20 protein-coding genes and 1 pseudogene are annotated in these 20,085 nt (G+C 71.3%); 15 read left to right on the top strand and 6 right to left on the bottom strand.

The features are described 5' to 3' along the window. From V7Q31_RS10050 to V7Q31_RS10075, 6 genes are all read left to right on the top strand, one after another. Window positions 1–1,500: peptidoglycan D,D-transpeptidase FtsI family protein (locus tag V7Q31_RS10050; RefSeq protein WP_333833645.1), on the top strand; the 1,500-nt coding region annotated here is incomplete at its 5' end. Window positions 1,501–1,507: 7 nt separating this feature from the next. Then, window positions 1,508–3,010: a UDP-N-acetylmuramoyl-L-alanyl-D-glutamate--2,6-diaminopimelate ligase gene (locus tag V7Q31_RS10055; protein WP_333833647.1), complete on the top strand. Its 1,503-nt coding sequence runs from the start codon at window positions 1,508–1,510 to the stop codon at window positions 3,008–3,010. Further along, complete coding sequence (locus tag V7Q31_RS10060) at window positions 3,007–4,485, top strand: UDP-N-acetylmuramoyl-tripeptide--D-alanyl-D-alanine ligase (RefSeq protein WP_333833649.1); 1,479 nt, start codon at window positions 3,007–3,009, stop codon at window positions 4,483–4,485. The genes V7Q31_RS10055 and V7Q31_RS10060 overlap by 4 nt, the downstream gene beginning before the upstream one ends. 2 nt (window positions 4,486–4,487) lie before the next feature. Next, entirely contained in the window at window positions 4,488–5,573 is a 1,086-nt protein-coding gene (gene mraY / locus V7Q31_RS10065; RefSeq protein WP_442976476.1) for a phospho-N-acetylmuramoyl-pentapeptide-transferase, read from the top strand. Between the two features lie 205 nt (window positions 5,574–5,778). Beyond that, window positions 5,779–7,176 (top strand): UDP-N-acetylmuramoyl-L-alanine--D-glutamate ligase, encoded by a 1,398-nt coding sequence (gene murD, locus V7Q31_RS10070; RefSeq protein WP_333833653.1) that lies wholly within the window; start codon window positions 5,779–5,781, stop codon window positions 7,174–7,176. Further along, on the top strand, window positions 7,173–8,333 hold the full coding sequence (locus V7Q31_RS10075; RefSeq protein ID WP_333833655.1) for a peptidoglycan glycosyltransferase FtsW: 1,161 nt from the start codon (window positions 7,173–7,175) through the stop codon (window positions 8,331–8,333). Before murD ends, V7Q31_RS10075 begins: the two co-directional genes overlap by 4 nt. Before the next feature lie 38 nt (window positions 8,334–8,371). On the opposite strand, the gene V7Q31_RS10080 is transcribed toward V7Q31_RS10075, so the two are convergent. Next, on the bottom strand, window positions 8,372–8,629 hold the full coding sequence (locus V7Q31_RS10080; RefSeq protein ID WP_333833657.1) for a hypothetical protein: 258 nt from the start codon (window positions 8,627–8,629) through the stop codon (window positions 8,372–8,374). 153 nt (window positions 8,630–8,782) lie between these two features. Here V7Q31_RS10080 and V7Q31_RS10085 point away from each other — a divergent pair, with 153 nt between their 5' ends. The 5 genes from V7Q31_RS10085 to V7Q31_RS10105 all read left to right on the top strand — a co-directional run bounded on the left by V7Q31_RS10085 (window position 8,783) and on the right by V7Q31_RS10105 (window position 13,652). Beyond that, window positions 8,783–9,244, top strand: a complete 462-nt coding sequence (locus V7Q31_RS10085) for an RDD family protein (protein ID WP_333833659.1) — start codon at window positions 8,783–8,785, stop codon at window positions 9,242–9,244. A 97-nt stretch (window positions 9,245–9,341) separates the two neighbouring features. Continuing rightward, window positions 9,342–10,133, top strand: coding sequence for an arginyltransferase (locus V7Q31_RS10090; RefSeq protein ID WP_333833661.1), 792 nt, complete (start codon window positions 9,342–9,344; stop codon window positions 10,131–10,133). Between the two features lie 194 nt (window positions 10,134–10,327). Further along, window positions 10,328–11,410, top strand: a complete 1,083-nt coding sequence (locus V7Q31_RS10095; RefSeq protein WP_333833662.1) for a TRAP transporter substrate-binding protein — start codon at window positions 10,328–10,330, stop codon at window positions 11,408–11,410. 80 nt (window positions 11,411–11,490) lie between these two features. Then, window positions 11,491–12,045, top strand: a complete 555-nt coding sequence (locus V7Q31_RS10100) for a TRAP transporter small permease subunit (RefSeq protein WP_333833663.1) — start codon at window positions 11,491–11,493, stop codon at window positions 12,043–12,045. Between the two features lie 11 nt (window positions 12,046–12,056). Then, entirely contained in the window at window positions 12,057–13,652 is a 1,596-nt protein-coding gene (locus V7Q31_RS10105; protein ID WP_333833665.1) for a TRAP transporter large permease, read from the top strand. A gap of 36 nt (window positions 13,653–13,688) precedes the next feature. Here the strand turns inward: V7Q31_RS10105 and V7Q31_RS10110 are convergent, their stop codons facing one another. Next, window positions 13,689–14,273, bottom strand: a complete 585-nt coding sequence (locus V7Q31_RS10110; protein WP_333833667.1) for a biotin transporter BioY — start codon at window positions 14,271–14,273, stop codon at window positions 13,689–13,691. 154 nt (window positions 14,274–14,427) lie between these two features. Here V7Q31_RS10110 and V7Q31_RS10115 point away from each other — a divergent pair. Further along, a pseudogene (locus V7Q31_RS10115) lies at window positions 14,428–15,165 on the top strand (RNA methyltransferase); the annotation flags it as partial. Between the two features lie 63 nt (window positions 15,166–15,228). Continuing rightward, window positions 15,229–15,495, top strand: a complete 267-nt coding sequence (locus V7Q31_RS10120; RefSeq protein WP_333833692.1) for a chorismate mutase — start codon at window positions 15,229–15,231, stop codon at window positions 15,493–15,495. A gap of 32 nt (window positions 15,496–15,527) precedes the next feature. On the opposite strand, the gene infC is transcribed toward V7Q31_RS10120, so the two are convergent. From infC to V7Q31_RS10140, 4 genes are all read right to left on the bottom strand, one after another. Next, window positions 15,528–16,124, bottom strand: coding sequence for a translation initiation factor IF-3 (gene infC, locus V7Q31_RS10125; protein ID WP_333833669.1), 597 nt, complete (start codon window positions 16,122–16,124; stop codon window positions 15,528–15,530). 82 nt (window positions 16,125–16,206) lie between these two features. Continuing rightward, the gene (locus tag V7Q31_RS10130; protein ID WP_442976471.1) at window positions 16,207–16,986 is read right to left on the bottom strand and encodes an MBL fold metallo-hydrolase; all 780 of its coding nucleotides are present in this window, start codon (window positions 16,984–16,986) and stop codon (window positions 16,207–16,209) included. Between the two features lie 65 nt (window positions 16,987–17,051). After that, the gene (locus V7Q31_RS10135) at window positions 17,052–17,318 is read right to left on the bottom strand and encodes a DUF2312 domain-containing protein (protein WP_333833671.1); all 267 of its coding nucleotides are present in this window, start codon (window positions 17,316–17,318) and stop codon (window positions 17,052–17,054) included. Window positions 17,319–17,383: 65 nt separating this feature from the next. After that, window positions 17,384–17,881, bottom strand: coding sequence for an Lrp/AsnC family transcriptional regulator (locus V7Q31_RS10140; RefSeq protein WP_333833672.1), 498 nt, complete (start codon window positions 17,879–17,881; stop codon window positions 17,384–17,386). 132 nt (window positions 17,882–18,013) lie between these two features. Between V7Q31_RS10140 and V7Q31_RS10145 the strand changes: the two genes are divergently transcribed. Both V7Q31_RS10145 and trxB read left to right on the top strand, forming a co-directional pair. Next, window positions 18,014–19,030, top strand: coding sequence for a mitochondrial fission ELM1 family protein (locus V7Q31_RS10145; protein WP_333833674.1), 1,017 nt, complete (start codon window positions 18,014–18,016; stop codon window positions 19,028–19,030). 62 nt (window positions 19,031–19,092) lie between these two features. Next, window positions 19,093–20,073: a thioredoxin-disulfide reductase gene (gene trxB / locus V7Q31_RS10150; protein WP_333833676.1), complete on the top strand. Its 981-nt coding sequence runs from the start codon at window positions 19,093–19,095 to the stop codon at window positions 20,071–20,073. Window positions 20,074–20,085: the final 12 nt, after the last annotated feature.

Genomic DNA, 20,085 nt, shown 5'->3' on the forward strand with positions numbered 1-20,085 from the left:
GGCCGGCCGCTGGCGATGAACCTGCCCGCCGCCGCGATCTACGCCCATCCCCACGAACTCGACGACCCGGCGGCGGCGGCCGCCGCGCTGGCCGCCGTGCTCGACGGCGTCTCGGAGGACACGCTGCGCGCGCGCTTCCGGGAGGGCCGGCGCTTCGCCTGGGTCAAACGGCCGATCTCGCCGCGGGAGCGGCAGGCGGCGCACGATCTCGGTCTGCCCGGCGTCTATTTCGGCGCGCGGGAAATGCGGCTCTACCCTGCGGGCCGGATCGGCGCGCATGTGCTGGGCGGCGCGCGCTTCGGCGACGAGAGCGTCGATTTCGCCGACACGGTGGGCCTCGCCGGCGTCGAACAGCGCTACGACGCCGCCCTGCGCGATCCCGCCCGCGCCGGCGCGCCGCTGCGCCTCAGCCTCGACCTGCCCGCCCAGACCGCGCTGACCGAAACCCTGCGCGCCGCCATGGAGCGCTTCACGTCCAAGGCCGCCTCGGCCGTGCTGATGGAGGCCGGCACTGGTCGGATCGTCGCCATGGTCTCGCTGCCCGATTTCGATCCCAACGCCCGCCCGAACCCCGCCGATCCGAAGATCGCGGCGAGCGGCGCGCTGATGAACCGCGCAGCGGGCGGGGTGTTCGAACTCGGCTCGGTGATGAAACCGCTCTTCGCCGCCTTCGCGATGGAGGAGGGGATCGCAGGCCCCCAGAGCGCGCTCGACGCGACCGGCCCGCTGGTCTGGGGCCGCTTCACCATCCGCGACTTCCACCGCATGCCGCCGCGCATGACGCTGACCGAAGTCATCGCCGAGAGCTCCAACGTCGCCACCGCGCGGCTCGCCATCGCGCTCGGGGTCGAGCGCACGCGCGCCTATCTCGACCGGCTGGGGCTGCTGTCGCCGCTGGAGGTCGATCTGGCGGAGGCGTCGCTCAGCCGACCGCTGACCCCGCCGCGTTGGTCGGAGTTGTCGGCGATCACGATCAGCTACGGCCATGGCCTCGCGATCACGCCGCTGCATCTGGCGCAGGCCTATGCGGCGATGGTCAATGGCGGGCTGCGCGTGCGTCCGAGCTTCGACGCCGACGCGCCCCCGCCCGCCGAGGCGGATCGGGTGTTCTCGCCGCAGACGTCGGCGCGCATGCGCGCGATCCTGCGCGCCGTGGTGACCGACGGAACGGGCGGCTTCGCAGAAGCCGAGGGCTACGAAGTGGCCGGCAAGACCGGCACCGCCGACAAGCCCAAGCCGGGCGGGGGCTATCATCGCGACCGCGTCATCGCGAGTTTCGCCGGCGCCTTCCCGGCCTCCGACCCGAAATATGTGATGGTGGTCTCGCTCGACGAGCCGGTCGACCGCTCCGGCCCGATCGCGCGCCGCACGGCGGGCTGGACGGCGGCGCCCGTCTTCGGCGCCGCCGTCGCCCGTCTCGCCCCGATCCTCGGTCTGCGCCCGATCGCGCCCGCCAGCCCCGACGACGCGCCGCAGGCGCTCGTCGCGGCGGCGCAGTGAGGTGCCGATGCCCAGCCTGCGCGCGCTCGGGCTCGACGGGCTGGCCGTGCTCGGCCCGCTCCCCGCGCCCGATCTCGAGATCGGCGGGATCGTCGTCGACAGCCGCGAGACCCGGCCGGGCGACCTGTTCGCGGCGATGCCGGGCGCGAAGCTCGACGGGGCCGAGTTCGCGCCTTACGCGCTGCGCATGGGGGCCGTCGCCGTGCTCGCGAGCCTCGACGGGGCGCTGCGGGCGCGCGACCTGCTCGGCGGCGGCTTCCCGGTCCCCTTCCTGATCGCCGGCGATCCGCGCCGGGCGCTGGCGCTGGCCGCCGCGCGTCTGCATCCCGGCCAGCCCGAGACGCTGGTCGCGGTCACCGGCACCAACGGCAAGACCTCGGTCGCGAGCTTCGCTCGTCAGATCTGGACGGAGCTGGGCCTTCGGGCGGTCAATTTCGGCACCACCGGCGTCGAAGGGGCGGTGGAGGCGCCGCTCTCGCACACCACGCCCGAGCCGCTGACGCTGCACGCGCTGCTCGCCGATCTCGCGGCGAAGGGCGTGAGCCATGCCGCGATGGAGGCGTCGAGCCACGGGCTCGCGCAAAGGCGGGTGGACGGGGCGCGTCTGGCGGCAGGCGCGCTCACCAACATCTCGCGCGACCACATGGACTACCACCGCGACGCCGCCGACTACGCCGCCGCCAAGCTGGGCCTGTTCGCCCGGGTTCTGCCCGAGGGCGCGGCGGCGGTGGTCAACGCCGACGACGCCAATTTCGAGGCGGCGGCGCATCTCGCGCGGTCGCGCAGGCTGCGGCTGATCGGGGTGGGCGCGGCCGAGGGCGCGGCGCTGCGGCTGGTCGGGACCGACTTCGATCCCGATGGGCAGACGATCCGCTTTCTCTGGGAGGGCGCCGAGCGGCGGTCGCGGCTGCGGCTGATCGGCGGGTTTCAGGCGCACAACGCGCTGATCGCGGCGGCGCTCGTCATCGCCTGCGGCGAAGCGCCGGAGGCGGTTTTCGCCGCGCTGGAAGGGCTTCGAGCGGTGCGCGGGCGGATGGAGCTGGTCGCGCGGCGGGCGAATGGCGCGGCGATCTACGTCGATTACGCCCACACCCCCGACGCGCTGGCGGCGGCGCTCGCGGCGCTGCGGCTGCACGCGCCGGGGCGGATCGTGGTCGCATTCGGCGCGGGCGGGGACCGCGATGCGGGCAAGCGCCCGCTGATGGGCGCGGCGGCGGCGAAGCTGGCCGACCTCGCCATCGTCACCGACGACAACCCCCGCTCCGAGGACCCCGCCGCGATCCGCGCGCAGATCCTCGCCGCAATGGCCGGCGCGGATTTCGAGGAGGCGGGCGACCGCGCCGAGGCGATCCTGCGCGGCGTGGACGCGCTGGGGCCGCGGGACCGCCTTCTGATCGCCGGAAAGGGCCACGAGACGGGGCAGACCATCGGCGCGCAGGTCATTCCCTTCGACGACGCCGAGACCGCGCGCGCCGCCGTCGCCGCGCTCGACGCAGAGGACGCGCCATGACCCCCCCGCTCTGGACAGCCGCCGAAGCCGCCGCCGCGACCGGCGGACGCGCGCGCGGCGACTGGGCGGCGACCGGCGTCTCCATCGACAGCCGCGCCGTCGCGCCGGGCGAGCTGTTCGTCGCGCTGACCGGCGACAACCGCGACGGCCACGCCTTCGCGTCGGATGCGCTCGCGCGCGGGGCTGCGGCGGCGATGGTCTCGCGCCTGCCAGAAGGCGTCGCCGCGACTGCGCCGCTGCTCGAAGTCGGCGACACGCTGGAGGGGCTGCGCGCGCTCGGCGCGGCGGCCCGCGCGCGGCTGTCGCTCTCGGCCCGCGTGATCGGGGTGACCGGCTCGGTCGGCAAGACCGGGGTGAAGGAGATGCTGCGCGCGATGCTGGGCGCGCAGGCCCCGACCCACGCCCCCGAGCGCAGCTTCAACAACCATTGGGGCGTGCCGCTGACGCTCGCGCGCATGCCGGCCGACACGGAGTTCGCCGTGATCGAGATGGGCATGAACCACGCCGGCGAGATCGCGCCGCTTTCGCAACTCGCCCGGCCGCATGTCGCGCTGATCACCACCGTCGAGGCCGTGCACATCGAGAATTTCGCGGATGAAAGCGGGATCGCCGACGCCAAGGCGGAAATCTTCGATGGGCTCAAGCCCTTGCCCGGCGGCGGCGCGCCCGTCGCGGTCCTGAACGCGGACAACCGCTGGCTCGACCGTCTCGCCCAGGCCGCGGCCCGCGCCGGCGCGCGCGTGGTCGCCTTCGGAACGGGGGCGCAGGCGCAGGCCCGCCTGCTCGACGCCGAGCCGCACGGCGCCGCCACTGTGGCGCGCGCGCAGGTCGGCGGGCGCGACGTGGTGTTCAAGATCGCGGCCCCCGGCCGGCATCTCGCGCTGAACGCGCTCGGCGCCCTCGCCGCCGCCGAGGCCGCCGGCGCCGACCTCGCCCGCGCGGCGCTGGGCCTCGCGGAGTGGCGCCCGCCGGAGGGGCGCGGCGCGCGTTGGGAAGTGCTGCTCGGCGAGGACGCGGTCGACGGCGCTTTCCTTCTGATCGACGAAAGCTACAACGCCAACCCCGCTTCGGTCGGCGCTGCGCTTGAGGTGCTCGCCGCGACGCGCACCGAGGATGGCGTGGGCCGCGTGGCGCGCGGGCGGCGCATCGCCTGGCTCGGCGACATGCTCGAACTCGGCGACCGCGAGACCGCGATGCACGCAGCGCTCGCCGACCACCCCGCGCTCGCGCGCATCGATCAGGTGATGTGCGTCGGCCCCCGGATGCGCGCGCTGCACGCCGCGCTGCCGGAGGACAGGCGCGGCGGCTGGTTCGCCACCTCGGAGGAGGCCGCCGCCCGCGCCCGCCGCGTGACCGACGCGGGCGACGTGGCGATGGTGAAGGGCTCGAACGGGATGCGGATGGCGCGCGTGGTCGCCGCGCTCAAGGCGATGGGGCGCGCGCGCGATCTCGGCGCGCCGCCCGAGGAGGTCTGATGCTGTATCACCTGCTGGTCCCGCTTTCCGAAGGCGGCGATTTCTTCAACCTTTTCAGATATTTGACATTCCGGGCGGGCGGCGCCTTCATGACCGCGCTGATCATCGGCTTCGCCTTCGGGCCCTGGGTGATCAAGACGCTGCGGCGGATGCAGAAGAAGGGCCAGCCCATCCGCTCGGACGGCCCGGAGAGCCACATCATCCAGAAGGCCGGCACGCCGACCATGGGGGGCGTGATGATCCTCGGCGCGCTGCTGATCGCCACGCTGCTGTGGAGCCGGCTCGACAACGGTTATGTCTGGATCGTCGCGCTGACCACGGCGGGCTTCGGCGCGATCGGCTTCGCCGACGACTTCCTCAAGGTGACGCGCTTCAACACGCGCGGCGTGCCGGGGCGGGTGCGGCTTCTCGCGGGCTTCGCCATCGCGCTCGGCGCGGCGCTGTGGGCGGCGGCGCTCCAGCCCGCCGGGCTGTCGGGTCTGATCGCAGTTCCGGTGTACAAGGAAGTGCTGATCGACGTGTCGCTCCTCTACTTCCCCTTTGCGATGCTGGTGATCGTCGGCGCGGCCAATGCGGTGAACCTCACCGACGGGCTCGACGGGCTGGCGATCATGCCCGCGATGATCGCGGCCGGCGCGCTCGGCTTCATCGCCTATGTGGTGGGCCGCATCGACTTCACCGAGTACCTTCAGGTCCACTACATCCCCGGCGCCGGCGAGATCGCGGTGTTCTGCGCCGCGCTGATGGGGGCGGGGCTGGGGTTCCTGTGGTGGAACGCGCCGCCGGCGATGGTGTTCATGGGCGACACCGGCTCGCTGGCGCTGGGCGGCGCGCTGGGGGCCATCGCGGTCTCCACCAAGCACGAATTCGTGCTGGCGATCGTGGGCGGCTTGTTCGTGGTCGAGGCGCTGTCGGTGATCATTCAGGTCGCGTGGTTCAAGCGGACGGGCAAGCGCGTGTTTCTGATGGCGCCGATCCACCACCACTTCGAGAAGAAGGGCTGGCGCGAGGAGACCATCGTGATCCGCTTCTGGATCGTGGCCGTGATCCTAGCGCTGGTCGGCCTCGCGACGCTGAAGCTGCGATGAGCGGAACGCCGGTCATATCGCGCCGGGACGCAGGCGACGCGCTCAGCCCCGATGCTCCGCCCGGCGTTTGCGCCGGGCAGCGCCCGTCCGCCCCCCCGGGCGGGCGCTTCACGCCCCCCCGCGGACGCGCGCTGCCCTCCTCGCCGAGCCCAGCCGTCGCCAGCCTGCGCCCTCTGTCGCGACCGTCGGTCTCGGGAGCCCCCCGATGATCCCCGTCCGCGGCTACGCCGGAAAGCGCGTCGGCGTGCTCGGGCTCGGCCGTTCCGGCCTCGCCGCCGCCCGCGCGCTCGCCGCCGGGCAGGCGACGCCGGTCTGCTGGGACGACGGCGAGGCCGCGCGCGCCCGCGCCGAGGCCGAGGGCTTCGCGGTGGAGGACCTCACGCGCGAGCGCCCCTGGGCCGACATCCCCGCATTGATCGTCGCGCCGGGCGTGCCGCATCTGCACCCCGCCGCGCACCCGGCGATCCTGCGGGCGCAGGCGGCGGGGGCGGTGATCGACAACGAGGTGGGGCTGTTCTTCCGCGGCCTCGGGATGAGCGACGCGCAAATCCGCATCGTCGCCGTCACCGGCTCGAACGGCAAGTCCACCACCACCGCGCTGATCGCCCACATCCTGCGCGAGTCGGGGCGGCCCGTGCAGCTCGGCGGCAACATCGGCCGCGCCGTGCTCGACCTCGACCCGCCCGCCGACGGCGAGACCTTCGCGCTCGAGCTGTCCTCCTACCAGATCGAGCTGGCGCGCGCGCTGGCGCCGGACGTGGCGGTGTTCCTCAACCTCTCGCCCGACCATCTCGACCGGCATGGCGGGATGGGCGGCTATTTCGCGGCCAAGCGCCGGCTGTTCGAACTCGGCGCGCCAAGCCGCTGCGTGGTCGGCGTGGACGATCCCCATGGCCGCTTCCTCGCGGCCTCGCTGCGCGACGACCCCGAGACCGGCGACCCGGTGACGGAGATTTCGGCGGCGTCGCGCTTGCGCGGGCGGGGCTGGTCGGTGTTTCTCAACCGCCATCATCTCACCGAATGGCGGCGGGGCGCGCAGGCGGCGGCGTTCGACCTGCGCGCGGCCCCGGCGCTGATCGGCGCGCACAACGCGCAGAACGCCTGCGCCGCCTGGGCCGCCTGCCGCGCGCTGGGGCTCGGGCCGAAGGCGATCGAGAAGGGGCTGGCGAGCTTCCCCGGCCTGCCGCACCGCCTCCAGCGCGTCGCGGAGAAGGACGGCGTGCTCTTCGTCAACGACAGCAAGGCCACCAACGCCGACGCGGCGGAAAAGGCGCTCACCGCCTTCGAGCGAGTGCGCTGGATCGCCGGCGGGCGACCCAAGGAAGGCGGGATCGAAGCGTTGCGCCCGCATTTCGGGCGGGTCGCGAAGGCCTATCTGATCGGCGAGGCGGCCTCCGCTTTCGCCGCGACGCTCGGCGACGCGCCGCACGCGCTCTGCGGCGACCTCGACGCGGCGGTGCGGATGGCCGCCGCCGAGGCGCTGCCCGGCGAGGCGGTGCTGCTCTCGCCCGCCTGCGCGAGCTTCGACCAGTTCGCCGATTTCGAAGCGCGCGGCGAGGCCTTCGTGCGCCTCGCGCGGCAGTTGACGGAGGGTGCGCCGTGACCGAGATCGCATTCGGCCAGAGATCGGCCCCGCCGCTTCCGCTCGACGGTTCGGTGCTGGGGCGCTGGTGGCGTTCGGTGGACCAGTGGACGATGGGCGCCGTCGGCGCGCTGTTCGTGATCGGGATGGTGCTGGGGCTCGCCGCCTCGCCGCCGCTGGCCGACCGCAACGGCCTGCCGCATTTCCACTACGTCACGCGGCAAGCCTTCTTCGGGGTCCTCGCCCTCGGCGCGATGGTGGCGCTGTCGCTGGCCAGCCCGCGCCAGATCCGCCGGATCTCGACGCTGGGCTTCGCGGTCTTTCTCGCCGCCGTCGCCCTGCTGCCGGTCCTGGGGACCGATTTCGGCAAGGGGGCCGTGCGCTGGTACTCGTTCGGCTTCGGCTCGGTGCAGCCTTCGGAGTTTCTCAAGCCCTTCTTCATCGTGTTCGCGGCGTGGCTCCTTTCGGCCTCGACGCAGCCGGGCGGGCCGCCGGGGGCGCTGCTGTCCTTCCTGCTCGCGACGCTCGCGGCGGGGCTCCTCGTGATCCAGCCCGATTTCGGGCAGGCGACGCTGGTGCTCGCGGTCTGGGGGCTGATGTATTTCGTCGCCGGCGCGCCGGCCCTGCTGCTGGCGGGACTTGCGGGGTCCGCCGCAGCGGCGGGCTGGGCCGCATACACGCATTCGGCGCATTTCGCCCGCCGAATCGACGCCTTCCTCGCTGAGGACGTCCAGCCCCTCACCCAGCTCGGCTATGCGACCGACGCGATTCTCGCCGGGGGGCTGTTCGGCGTCGGCGTCGGAGAAGGTTCGGTGAAGTGGAGCCTTCCAGACGCTCACACCGACTTCATCATCGCAGTCGCCGCCGAGGAGTACGGGCTGCTGTTCTGTCTGCTGATCGTCGGGCTGTTCGGGCTGATCGTCCTGCGCTGCCTGCAACGGCTGATGGCCGAGCGCGACGTCTTCACGCAGCTGGCGGGGCTGGGATTGACGGCGCTCGTCGGCATGCAGGCGCTCGTCAACATGGGCGTCGCGATCCGGCTGTTCCCGGCCAAGGGCATGACGCTGCCCTTCATCTCCTATGGCGGCTCCTCGGCGCTGGCGGTGGGGATCGGGATGGGGATGCTGCTCGCGCTCACCCGTCGCCGCAGCGCCGCCGAGGTCGCGCGCGGGCTGTGAGGTCCGTCACCGCGCGAGGATCCCCCGCGCAGGGGTCCTCAGCTGGGGATGTCGTGCAGGTCGAGGCTGGCCATCGCGCGCTCGGTCGCCTCGACCATCATCAGCTCGGTCGCGATGGCGCAGCCGCGGCGCAGCTCCTCGAGCGTGACCATTCGCGGCGCGCGCTCGATCTCGTCATGCACCGCGAGGCGGAGTTCCGCGTCGCTGAGGTCGCCCGACAACTCGCCGTTGATGCGCGAGAGACGATCGAACACTTCGGCCACCCAGGGCCCGAGATCGCCGACTGCGTCGCGCATCGGGAGCATCCTCTTTCGGAACATTTGGGTCAGAGTTTCAGGAAAATCGCGACAAATCCACTGTGTTTCCGTGATTTAACCAGCTTTGCGACCTGCGCGCGAGGCGTGGCGGCGCCTCTTGCGCGCAGGCGGCGGAGGTCGCATTTCTCAGCCATGTTCGACCTTCGCGATCACGGCGCGCTGCCTCACCCACGGCTCGACGCGCAATTCTACGACGGGGTGGCCATGCGGCGCCTCGCAGCTTTCGGCATCGACACGGCGGCGGCGCTGCTGATCGGCGTTCTGGTCGCGGCGGCGTTCGGCGTGGCGACGCTGGGGCTCGGCCTCCTCGCCTTCGTCCCGGCCGTCGGGCTGGTCGGGTTCCTGTATCGCTGGCTCTCGATCGCGCGCTGGTCGGCGACGCCGGGGATGCTGGCCGCCGGGATCGAGCTGCGCCGCTATGACGGGGCGCGTTTCGACGCGCGCGACGCGCTGATCCACACGCTGCTGTTCGGCGCGATGACGCTGGCCGTGCTGCCGCAGATCGCCAGCATGGCGCTGATGGCGACGTCGCCGGTCGGTCGCGGCGCGCATGACATGCTGCTCGGCTCGACGGCGATCAACCGCCCGCTCTGAGGGCGGATTCGCCGCGCGTCCACCGCGGAACGTCTTGCGTGACGGCGCTGTGAAACGCGTCTACTCTTTTCGCATCCACTTGGCGCGCGGATGCCTGATGAGCCACCATACGAACCGACAGATCACGGCGCAGTTCTTCCTTACGGCGACGCAGCCCTGCCCGTATCTGCCGGGGCGCGACGAACGCAAGGTGTTCACGACGCTGCGCGGGCGCGACGCGGCGACGATGCATGACGAGTTGTCGCTGCGCGGTTTCCGGCGCAGCCAGAGCGTCGCCTACCGCCCTTCCTGCCCGACCTGCGCCTCCTGCCTGTCCACCCGCATTCCCGTGGCGGGCTTCGAGCCGAGCCGCACGCAGCGCCGCATCGCGCGGCGCAACGCCGATCTGACGCGCCGGGCCTGCGCGCCCTGGGCCACCGAGGAGCAATACGCCCTGTTCCGCCGCTATCTCGACACCCGCCACGCCGAGGGTGGGATGGCCGAGATGGACGCCGCCGAATTCGCCGCGATGATCGAGGAGACGCCGGTCCGCTCGCGCGTGGTCGAGTATCACGACCCCGGTCTGCCGCGCGGCGAGACGCTGGTCGCGGCCTGCCTGACCGACGTCACGAATGATGGGCTTTCGATGGTCTACAGCTTCTTTTCGCCCGAGGCGCGGGGGCGCTCGCTCGGCCAGTTCATGATCCTCGACCACATCGAGATCGCGCGCGAGGCGGCGTTGCCCTATCTCTATCTCGGCTACTGGGTGCCGGGATCGCCGAAGATGGATTACAAGGCCGCCTTCCGCCCTTTCGAGATCTATGTGCGCGGGCGCTGGCGGCTGATGCGCGACGCGCAGGAGGCGGCGGAGGCGGCGCCCAAAGGCCCCGCGCCCTTCGACCCGATCTGAGGCCGCAGCGCGCAACCAGCGGGTGCGCAAATCCGAACTGCCGCGTCGCACAAGCGGATTTGGGCGAATTTTCGCGTGGAAAGCGTCGTCCGGGCGGGTGGGCGGCGTTGAAGGCGGTCGCGCATGTCACTAGCGTCGCCCCAAGCGAGTCGGCCTCAGGCCGCGACCGCAGATGCATCAGGGAGGCTCTGAACGTGGATCGTCGCAACTTCCTCACCGCCGGCGTCGCCGGCGCCGCGGCTGGCGCCCTCGCCGCGCCGGCCATCGCGCAGGACAAGCAGGTCGTGCGGATGGTCACGACCTGGCCGCGCAACTTCCCCGGTCTCGGCACCGGCGCCCAGCGCGTCGCCGACCGCATCACCGCCGCTTCGGGCGGGCGCATCGAGGTCAAGCTGTTCGCCGCGGGCGAGCTGGTGCCGCCCTTCGAGAGCTTCGACGCGGTCGCCACCGGCGCCGCCGAGATGTATCACGGGGCGGAATACTACTGGCAGGGCAAGCACAAGGGCTACAACTTCTTCGCCGCGGTGCCGATGGGCCTGACCGGGCAGGAGCTGCAGGCCTGGGTGCATTTCGGCGGCGGTCGCGAACTCTGGGACGAGCTCGGCGCGAAGTTCGGCGTGAAGGGCTTTCTCGCCGGCAACACCGGCGTGCAGTTCGGCGGCTGGTTCCGCAACCCGATCCTGTCGATGGACGACATGAAGGGGCTGAAGATGCGCATCCCGGGCCTTGGCGGCGAAGTGCTGCGCGCCGTCGGCGCCAGCGCCGTGTCGCTGCCGGGCGGCGAGATCTTCCCTGCGCTGCAGGCCGGCACGATCGACGCGACCGAATGGGTCGGCCCCTACAACGACCTCGCCTTCGGCTTCCACAACATCCTCAAGACCTACATGTATCCGGGGTTCCACGAGCCGGGCTCGGGCCTATCGGTCGGCATCAACATGGGCTGGTGGGACAGCCTGAGCGCCGCCGACAAGGTGATGATCGAGGCCTGCTGCAGCGCCGAGAACGACGTCATGACGGCCGAGTTCAACGCCCGCAACGGCGGCGCCCTCGCGGCGCTGGTCAACGAGCACGGCGTGCAGCTGCACCGCTTCCCCGACGAGGTGTTCGCCGAACTCGCGAAAGCCTCCGAGGACGTGCTGGCGGCGGTCGGGTCGGAGGACGAACTCGGCGGCCGCATCTTCGAGAGCTTCCGGACCTTCCGCGCCTCGGTCGCCGCCTACACCAAGCTCTCCGAAGAGGCCTACACCGCCGCGCGCGGCGCGGCGCTCGGCATCTGACGGCGGGATGGCGGGGGCGCGCCGGCGGACCGGCGCGCTCCCGCTCCGCTCCTTGCGGCGCCTGAGCGCCGGGACCGATCATGGCGCACGCCCTCTACCGCTTCATCGACGCGCTGAACGACCGGATCGGGCGCTTCGTCGCCTGGTTCACGCTGGCGATGGCGCTGATCCAGTTCGCCACGGTGCTGATGCGCTACGTGTTCTCCGCCAACGCGTTTCTCGGCCTGTCCTCGCTGTGGTGGCAGGAGGCGATCGTCTATCTGCACGGCGCGCTGATCATGGGGGCCGCAGGCTACACCTTCCTGCATGACGGCCATGTGCGGGTGGACATCTTCTACCGCGACGCCAGCCAGCGCGCGAAGGACTGGACCGATCTGATCGGCTCGCTCGTCTTCCTGCTGCCCGTCTGCTACCTGATCTACTGGTCCGCGTGGCCGAACGTCGCGCTGTCCTGGCGCAATCTGGAAGGCTCGGCTGAGACCTCGGGGATCCCTCTGAAGTATCTTCTCAAAAGCACGGTGCTGCTGATGGCGGCGCTGCTGGCGCTGCAAGCGGTTTCGACGGCGCTCAAGGCGGCGCTTCGGCTCATGGGCCATGAGGTGGTCGAGCGCCATCGCGACCCGGCGACGAGCTGACGGCGGCGGTCATGCAGTTTCTCGTCGATCATCTCGACCTGCTGATGTTCGCCGCCGCCGTGGCGCTGCTGCTGCGCGGCTTTCCGGTCGCCTTCACGCTGGCGGGCGTGGGGCTGCTGTTCGCGCTGATCGGGGCGCAGTTCCAGCAGGGCTTCTTCGTCGGCGGCGACGTGCTGTCGTCGCTGAGCTTTCTCAAGCCCTTCTTCAACCGCATTTTCGGCCTGATGGACGAGACCAACGAAGTGCTGGTCGCGGTCCCGCTCTTCGTCTTCATGGGGGTGATGCTCGAGCGCAGCCAGGTCGCGGGCGACCTGCTCGAGACGATGGGCAAGCTGTTCGGGACGTTGCGGGGCGGGCTCGGCCTGTCGGTCACCTTCGTCGGAATGCTGCTCGCCGCCTCGACCGGGATCGTCGGCGCGACGGTGGTGACGATGGGCATGATCTCGCTGCCCTCGATGCTGAAATACAATTACGACAAGGGGCTGGCCTGCGGCTCGATCGCCGCCGCCGGCACGCTTGGGCAGATCATCCCGCCGTCGATCGTGCTGGTGATCCTTGGCGACGTGATCTCGAACGAATACATCGAGGCGCGGCGGCTGGTCGGCGACTGGGCGCCAAAGCCGGTTTCGGTGGGCGATCTGTTCGTCGGCGCGCTGCTGCCGGGGCTGCTGCTGGTCGCGCTCTACATGTTCTATCAGATCGGGCTCGCCTTCCTGCGCCCCTCCGCCTCGCCGGCGATGCCGCCGTCCGAGCGGGCGACCGCGCACGAGCTGCTGCGCGTGCTGGCGCCGCCGATCCTGCTGATCTTCGCCGTGCTCGGCTCGATCCTGTTCGGCGTGGCCACGCCGACAGAGGCGGCCTCGGTCGGCTGCGTCGGCGCGATCCTGCTGGCGGGGGAGCGGGCCGACGAAGCCCGCCCCTGGCCGCAATATCTCGCGGTGCTGGGGCTGTTCGGGGCGCTGCTGCTGAAGCTCAACTTCGATCTGCGGCTGACGCGGGCCGAGATCGAGCCCATCGACTTCGCCGCGATGTGGGTCGCGGGCGGGTTTCTGGGGCTGACGGTCTGGGGGTTGGCGCTCAGCCTGCTGCGCATTCACCGCGCGGGCACGCTGCGCGACGTGATGCAGTCGACCACCAAGGTCACCGCCATGGTGTTCATGATCCTGATCGGCGCGCAGCTCTTCAACCTCACCTTCCGCGGCCTCGGCGGCGAGGAGACCATGCACGAGATCCTCTCCGCGGTGCCGGGCGGCGCGTTCGGCGCGATGCTCGCCGTGATGCTGCTGATGTTCGTGCTCGGCTTCTTTCTCGATTTCCTCGAGATCGTCTTCGTGGTGATCCCGATCACCGCGCCGACGCTGTTCATGCTCGGGCTCGATCCGATCTGGGTCGCGATCATGATCGCGGTGAATCTGCAGACCTCGTTCCTGACGCCGCCCTTCGGCTTCGCGCTCTTCTATCTGCGCGGCGTCGCGCCGCCCGAAGTCAGCACGATGGACATCTATCGCGGGGTGATCCCCTTCGTGATCATCCAGCTGATCGCGCTCGGGATCCTCGCCCTCTACCCGCCGCTCGCGACCTGGCTGCCCGGCGTCGTGTTCGGCTGAGGCGCGGCGGCGCGCAATGCGCCACCGCGCGAGAGGTCAGCCTCGGGCGGCGCCGACCGCCCTCCAGGCGAGCGGGAAGACGAGCGCCGCGAGGCCGAGCTTGAGCGCGTCGCCCAGCAGGAACGGCGTCAGCCCCCAGGCGAGGATCGGCTTGTCGAAGCCGTGCAGCATCCCCAGCCAGAGCAGACCGGGGACGTAGATCAGCGCCGTGCCGCCCAGCATCGCCGCCGCCATCAGCGGGGCGGAGCGGTCCCAGCCGCGCGCCGCGGCCCAGCCCATGAAGCACGCCGCCAGCGCGAAGCCGACGAGATAGCCGCCCGTGCCGCCCAGCATGTAGGCCAGCCCCGCCGCCTCGGCGGACGAGCCGGTGAACACGTCGAAGCCGAGCGCGCCGACCGCCAGATAGGCGAGCATCGTCGCCCCGCCGAGGCGCGCGCCATAGGCCGCCCCGAGCGACAGCACGACGAAACTCTGCATCGTGATCGGCACCGGCCACATCGGAACCTTGACCTTGGCCGCCACCGCCATCGCGGCGACGCCGAAGGCGACCAGCGCCGCCCGCTTGACCCACAGCGCCGACCCCTCGGCCGGCGCGAGCGCCTCGCTCAGAACTCTGCTCATGCGCAATCCTCTCCCTGTCCGGATCTGCGGCGAGGCTATGCGCAGCGGCGCGCTGCGGCAAGCGGGCCCTTGGGAGGACGCGGCGCCGACCGATGACGCGGCGCCGCATCGCACCGCCTTGCGCCGCCGCCGCCGCCGCGCTACCTCGCGCGCCATGGCCGGAACAGACAGCGCGCGCGAGCCCGAATGGCGCCCGGACGGGCCCGTCTTCGTCCTCGTGCGCCCGCAACTCGGCGAGAACATCGGCGCCGCGGCGCGGGCGATGTGGAATTTCGGGCTGCGCGGGCTGCGGATCGCCGCTCCGCGCGACGGCTGGCCCAATCCGGCGGCGGTGGCGATGGCTTCGGGCGCAGGCGGCGTGCTCGACGAGGCGCTGCTTTTCGCCGACGCGTCCGCGGCCCTCGACGGGCTGTCCTGGGTTTACGCCACCACGGCCCGCCCGCGCGAGATGACCAAGCCCGTGCTGACGCCGCGCGAAGCCTGCGCCGACATGGCCGCCCGCATCGCCGCAGGCCAGCGCGTCGGGGTCCTGTTCGGCCCCGAGCGGACGGGTCTCGAGACCGAGGAGGCGGCGCTCGCCAACGCCATCGTCACCGTTCCCACCAACCCTGCCTTCGCGTCGATCAACCTCGCGCAATCGGCGCTGCTGATGGCCTATGAATGGCGGATGGCGGCCTTCGATCCGCCGGCGCCGGTCGAGATCGCGCCCGCCGACGCAGGCGACGTGACGCGCATGCTCGATCATCTCGACGCCGAACTCGACGCCGCGCATTATTTCTATCCCGAGCACAAGCGCGGCGCGTTGCGGCTGTCGCTGCAGAGCATCTTCCGCCGCGCGCCGCTGACCGAGCAGGACGTGCGCACGCTGCGCGGCGTGATCCGCGCCCTCGCCGAAGGGCCCAAGCGGCGCCGGCGCGGCGGGCCGGAAACGCTCGACGCCGCCGCCTGCGCCGACATGCGCGCGCTGCGCGCCCAGATCGACGCCATCGACCGGTCGCTGGTGGGGCTGTTCGCGCGCCGCGAAGCCCACATCGCGCGCGCCGCCGAAATCAAGCGGGGCGCCGGCCTGCCGGCCCGCATCCCGGACAGGGTCGACGACGTGCTGGCCAAGGTCCGCGCCTGCGCCCGCTCGGAAGGCGTCGATCCGGATTTCTACGAAGCCTTCTGGCGCAGCCTGATCGAGCGCGCCATCGCCTATGAGGAGGGCGTGCTCGGGCGCTGAGCGAGGGCGGCCCGGCCGGTCGCCGGCCCGGGTCAGCCGCGCGGGGCGACCACCATGATCATCTGGCGGCCTTCGACCTTGGGCATCGACTCGATCTTGCCGTGAGTCTCGAGATCGCCTGCGATGCGGTCGAGCAGGTTGCGCCCAAGATCGATATGCGCCATCTCGCGCCCGCGGAACCGCAGCGTGACTTTCACCTTGTCGCCCTCTTCGAGAAACTTGGTGACGCTGCGCATCTTCACATCGTAATCATGGTCGTCAATGTTCGGTCTGAACTTGACTTCCTTGATCTCGATGACTTTCTGGTTCTTGCGCGCCTCGGCGGCCTTTTTCTGCTGCTCGAACTTGAACTTGCCGAAGTCCATGATCTTGCAGACAGGCGGGGCTGCGTTGGGCGAGATCTCGACGAGGTCGAGGCCGACTTCCTCGGCCATGCGCAGCGCTTCGTCGGGTCGGACGACCCCGCGGTTTTCGCCTTCATGGTCGATCAGGCGAATTTCCGGCGCGCGGATCATGCGGTTGATGCGGGGTCCGGTGTCGCGGGTGGGCTGGGGGGCCTGGTGCGGGCGTCGGGCTATGGTCGCTCTCCATCTCTGCGGCCGGAGCGCCTCCCGCGCCCCTTCGGCCAACCGAATATGCGCCGACGCCCCTCTTGCTTGGAGGGGCGTCGGGCGCGCAAGGATAGCGAAACGGGGGCGCGACGCAAGAGCGTCAGCGCAGGACGACGACCGTCGGGCGGCTGGGAAGCGCGTCGCGCGACAGCACGATCGAGTCGGAGCCGTTCTCCCGGATGTCGAACTCGCTCGCCATGCCCGCGAGGAAGTCGTCGAGATTGCGCTCGCCGAACCAGTGCATCGGCAGCACGACGCGGGCGCGGAAGCGCTTGAGCACCTCGATCATCGCCGGGATGTTCATCGTGTAGCCGCCGTCCACCGGCGCCATCACCACGTCGAGCCGGCCGATCAGCCCGTAATGCGCGTCGGTCGGCTTGTGATGGAGGTGGCCGAGATGGCCGATGCACAGCCCCTGCGCCTCGAAGATGAAGATCGAATTGCCGAAAGGCTCGACTGCCCCCGACCAGCTGCGGATGTCGGTCGGCACATTGCGCACCAGCATGTCGCCGACCTCGACGTAATGATCGGCGGGACCGCCTTCGGGGTTCCAGCCGGGCAGCACATGAGCGATCGCCGGATCGGGATTGGCGGTCCAGTGCGTGGAATGGGCCTTGTTCATGGTCGCCACGTCCGGCGCGCGCCCGCCGCCATGCCAGCCGGCGTAATCGGTGACGGCGGCGATCCCGCCGGGCGTCTCGATGCGGAAGGAGGCGTGGCCGATGAAGCGGATCGAAACTTCGTGCTCGCCGAGGCGCAGCGAGGCGGGGATCAACCGCGCGCCCTGCTCCTGCGCTATCTGCATGCAGATCGAGGCGCGGGCGGGAAGAGCGGCGAGGACCGCCAGAACGAGACAGGTCGCGGCGAGACGCATGGGCATTGGCGGCTCCTCGGTCGGCTGGCGCTGAACGTGAGGTAGCGCCGTCGCCTCCTGCGGCAACCGCGTCAGAGCATCCCGAGGGCCGCCATGTAGGTTTGGAGGATCGCCTCCTCCTCCTGCCGCTCCTCGAGGCGCTTCTTGCGCAGGGCGATCAGCTTGCGGATGGCCTTGGTGTCGAAGCCCTCGGACTTGGCCTGCGCCATGATCTCCTTGACGTCGTCGGCCAGCGCGCGGCGCTCCTCCTCCAGCCGCTCGATCTTCTCGACGATCTGGCGCAGCTGGGCGGCGGTGACGCCGTGGACGGAATCGGCGGTGTCGAGCACGTCGGACATGGAGAGCCTCCGGGAGGGTGCGGGGCCGAACTGCTAGGCGAGGCGGCGCCGCGCGGCAAGGCCCCTCAACCCTGTTCGGCGCGCGCCTCGAGCACGTCGAAGGGCACGCCCGGCTCGTCCTTGGCGGCGCGGATCACCAGCGAGGTCTTGACGCTCGCGACGTTCGGGGCGGAGGTCAGCTGGCCGGTGAGGAAGGACTGGAAGGTGGAGAGGTCGGGCGCCACGCATTTCAGCAGGAAATCGATCTCGCCGTTGAGCATGTGGCACTCGCGCACGAGCGGCCAGGCGCGGCAGAGCGTCTCGAAGGCGACGAGGTCGGCTTCGGCCTGCTTGATCAGCCCGACCATGGCGAAGACGCCGACTTCGAAGCCCAGCGCCCGCGGATCGACCTTGGCGTGATAGCCGCGGATCAGCCCGCCCTCCTCCAGCGTGCGCACGCGGCGCAGGCAGGGCGGCGCGGAGATGCCCACCCGGCGCGACAGCTCGACATTGGTCATCCTGCCGTCGGCCTGAAGCTCGGCGAGGATTTTTCTGTCGATCGGGTCGAGTTTGCCGCCGCTCATCGTCGCTTCCGGATGTAGAGTGCTGTCGGAGGCCATGCCGGCCGGCGCCCCCTTTGGCGGCGTGTTACCGCCTCGGGGCGACGGTGGCAACAATATTGCGTTTGAGCGCAACAAATGGAAATGGCGCGGCAAATGGAAACCGATCTCGCGAAGGCGACGCGCAACGGAGACGAACCGGTCATCTGGGCGGTGACCGACGGGCGGGCGGGCAACTCCCGACAGGCGCTGGCGCTGGCGGCGGCGGTGGCGCGCCGCGTCGGCGGGCGGGCCGAGACGCGGACCGTCGCGCTGCGCAAGCCCTTCGACCTCGCGCCGCCCGCGCTCTGGGCGCTGGGCGGGGCGCGCGAGGGTGGTTGGCCGTTCAGCGGGCTGGAGGATCGCGGGGCGGGGCTCGCGCGGCCCTGGCCGGCGATGGCGGTCGGCGCGGGCCGGCGCAGCGCGCCCATCGTCGCGGCGCTGCGGCGGCTCGGCGGGGTGCGGGCGGTGCAGGTCCTCGCGCCGCAGATGCGGCTCTCGGCTTTCGACCGGGTGGTCGCGCCGTTCCATGACGGGCTGCGCGGCGAGAATGTCACCGAAACCCTGGGCGGTCTCAACGACCTCGACCCCGAGACGCTGGCCCGCGAGGCCGAACGCTGGCGCCAGCGGCTCGGCCATCTGCCGCGCCCGCGCGTGGCGGTGCTTGTCGGCGGCCCGAGCGCCTCCGCCGCTTTCGGCGCGCATGCGGTGGGCGCGCTGACCGAGGGGTTGGCGCGGCTGGCGGTGGACGGCGCCGGGCTGATGATCACGCCTTCGCGCCGCACGCCGCGCGGCGTGGTGGACCGGCTGGCGGAGGCCGTGACGGGTTTCGGCGGCTGGGTCTGGGGCGGGCGGGGCGAGAACCCCTATCCCGCGGTGCTCGGCCTCGCCGAGGCCATCGCCGTGACCGCCGACTCGGTCAACATGGCTTCGGAGGCGGCGAGCACGGGCAAGCCCGTTCTGGTGTTTGCGGTGGACCGACTCGACGCGAAGATCGCGCGGTTTCACGACGCGCTGCGCGCGCACGGCGCCTCGCGGCCGTTCGAGGGCGCGCTCGACCTGTGGCGCTACCCGCCGCTGCGCGAGACCGAGCGGGTCGCCGAACAGGTCGCGGGGCTGCTGGCGCCCGCCTGAGGGCCTATTGGCGCGCGCGCATCCGTTGAATAGATGGAGCGGGGTCTTGCGGGAGAGAGGTCATGGCGACGGAGAGGCATGTGCGGCTGCTGATCATCGGATCGGGGCCGGCGGGCTACACGGCGGGGGTCTATGGCGCGCGGGCGATGCTTTCGCCCGTGCTGATCCAGGGCATCCAGCCGGGCGGGCAGCTCACCATCACCACCGATGTCGAGAACTGGCCGGGCGACGCCTCGGTGATGGGCCCCGACCTGATGGTGCGGATGGAGGCCCATGCGCGCGAGATGGGGACCGAGATCGTCTCCGACCACATCGCCGCGCTCGACCTGTCGCAGCGGCCCTTCCGCGCCGTGGGCGACGGCGGCGACGTGTATCTGGCCGACGCGCTGATCCTCGCCACCGGCGCGCAGGCGAAATGGCTTGAGCTGCCGTCCGAGCAGAAGTTCAAGGGCTTCGGCGTCTCGGCCTGCGCGACCTGCGACGGCTTCTTCTACCGCGGCAAGGAGGTCGTCGTGATCGGCGGCGGCAATTCGGCGGTGGAGGAGGCGCTTTACCTCACCCATCACGCCAGCAAGGTGACCATCGTTCACCGGCGCGACGCCTTCCGCGCCGAGAAAATCCTGCAGAACCGGCTCTTCGCGCACCCCAAGATCGAGGTGATCTGGAACCACACGCTCGACGAGGTTCTGGGGACCGAGGACCCGCTCGGGGTGACCGGGGTGCGGCTGCGCTCCATGGTCGACGGCGCGACGCGCGAGCTCGCGACCGACGGGGTGTTCATCGCCATAGGCCACGCCCCGGCCTCCTCGCTGGTGGAGGGGCAGCTGGAGCTGCGGCGCGGCGGCTATGTGGTGACGAAGCCCGACAGCACGGCGACCTCGATCCCCGGCGTGTTCGCGGCGGGCGACGTGACCGACGACGTGTTCCGGCAGGCGGTGACGTCCGCGGGCATGGGCTGCATGGCGGCGCTCGAGGCGGAGAAGTTCCTGTCGGCCCATGAGGCTGGGCAAGCGGCTGGCGAAGCGGCGCAGGCCGCGCAATAAACCACGAACGCA

Source organism: Rubrimonas sp. (assembly GCF_036788415.1).
Taxonomy (GTDB): domain Bacteria; phylum Pseudomonadota; class Alphaproteobacteria; order Rhodobacterales; family Rhodobacteraceae; genus Rubrimonas.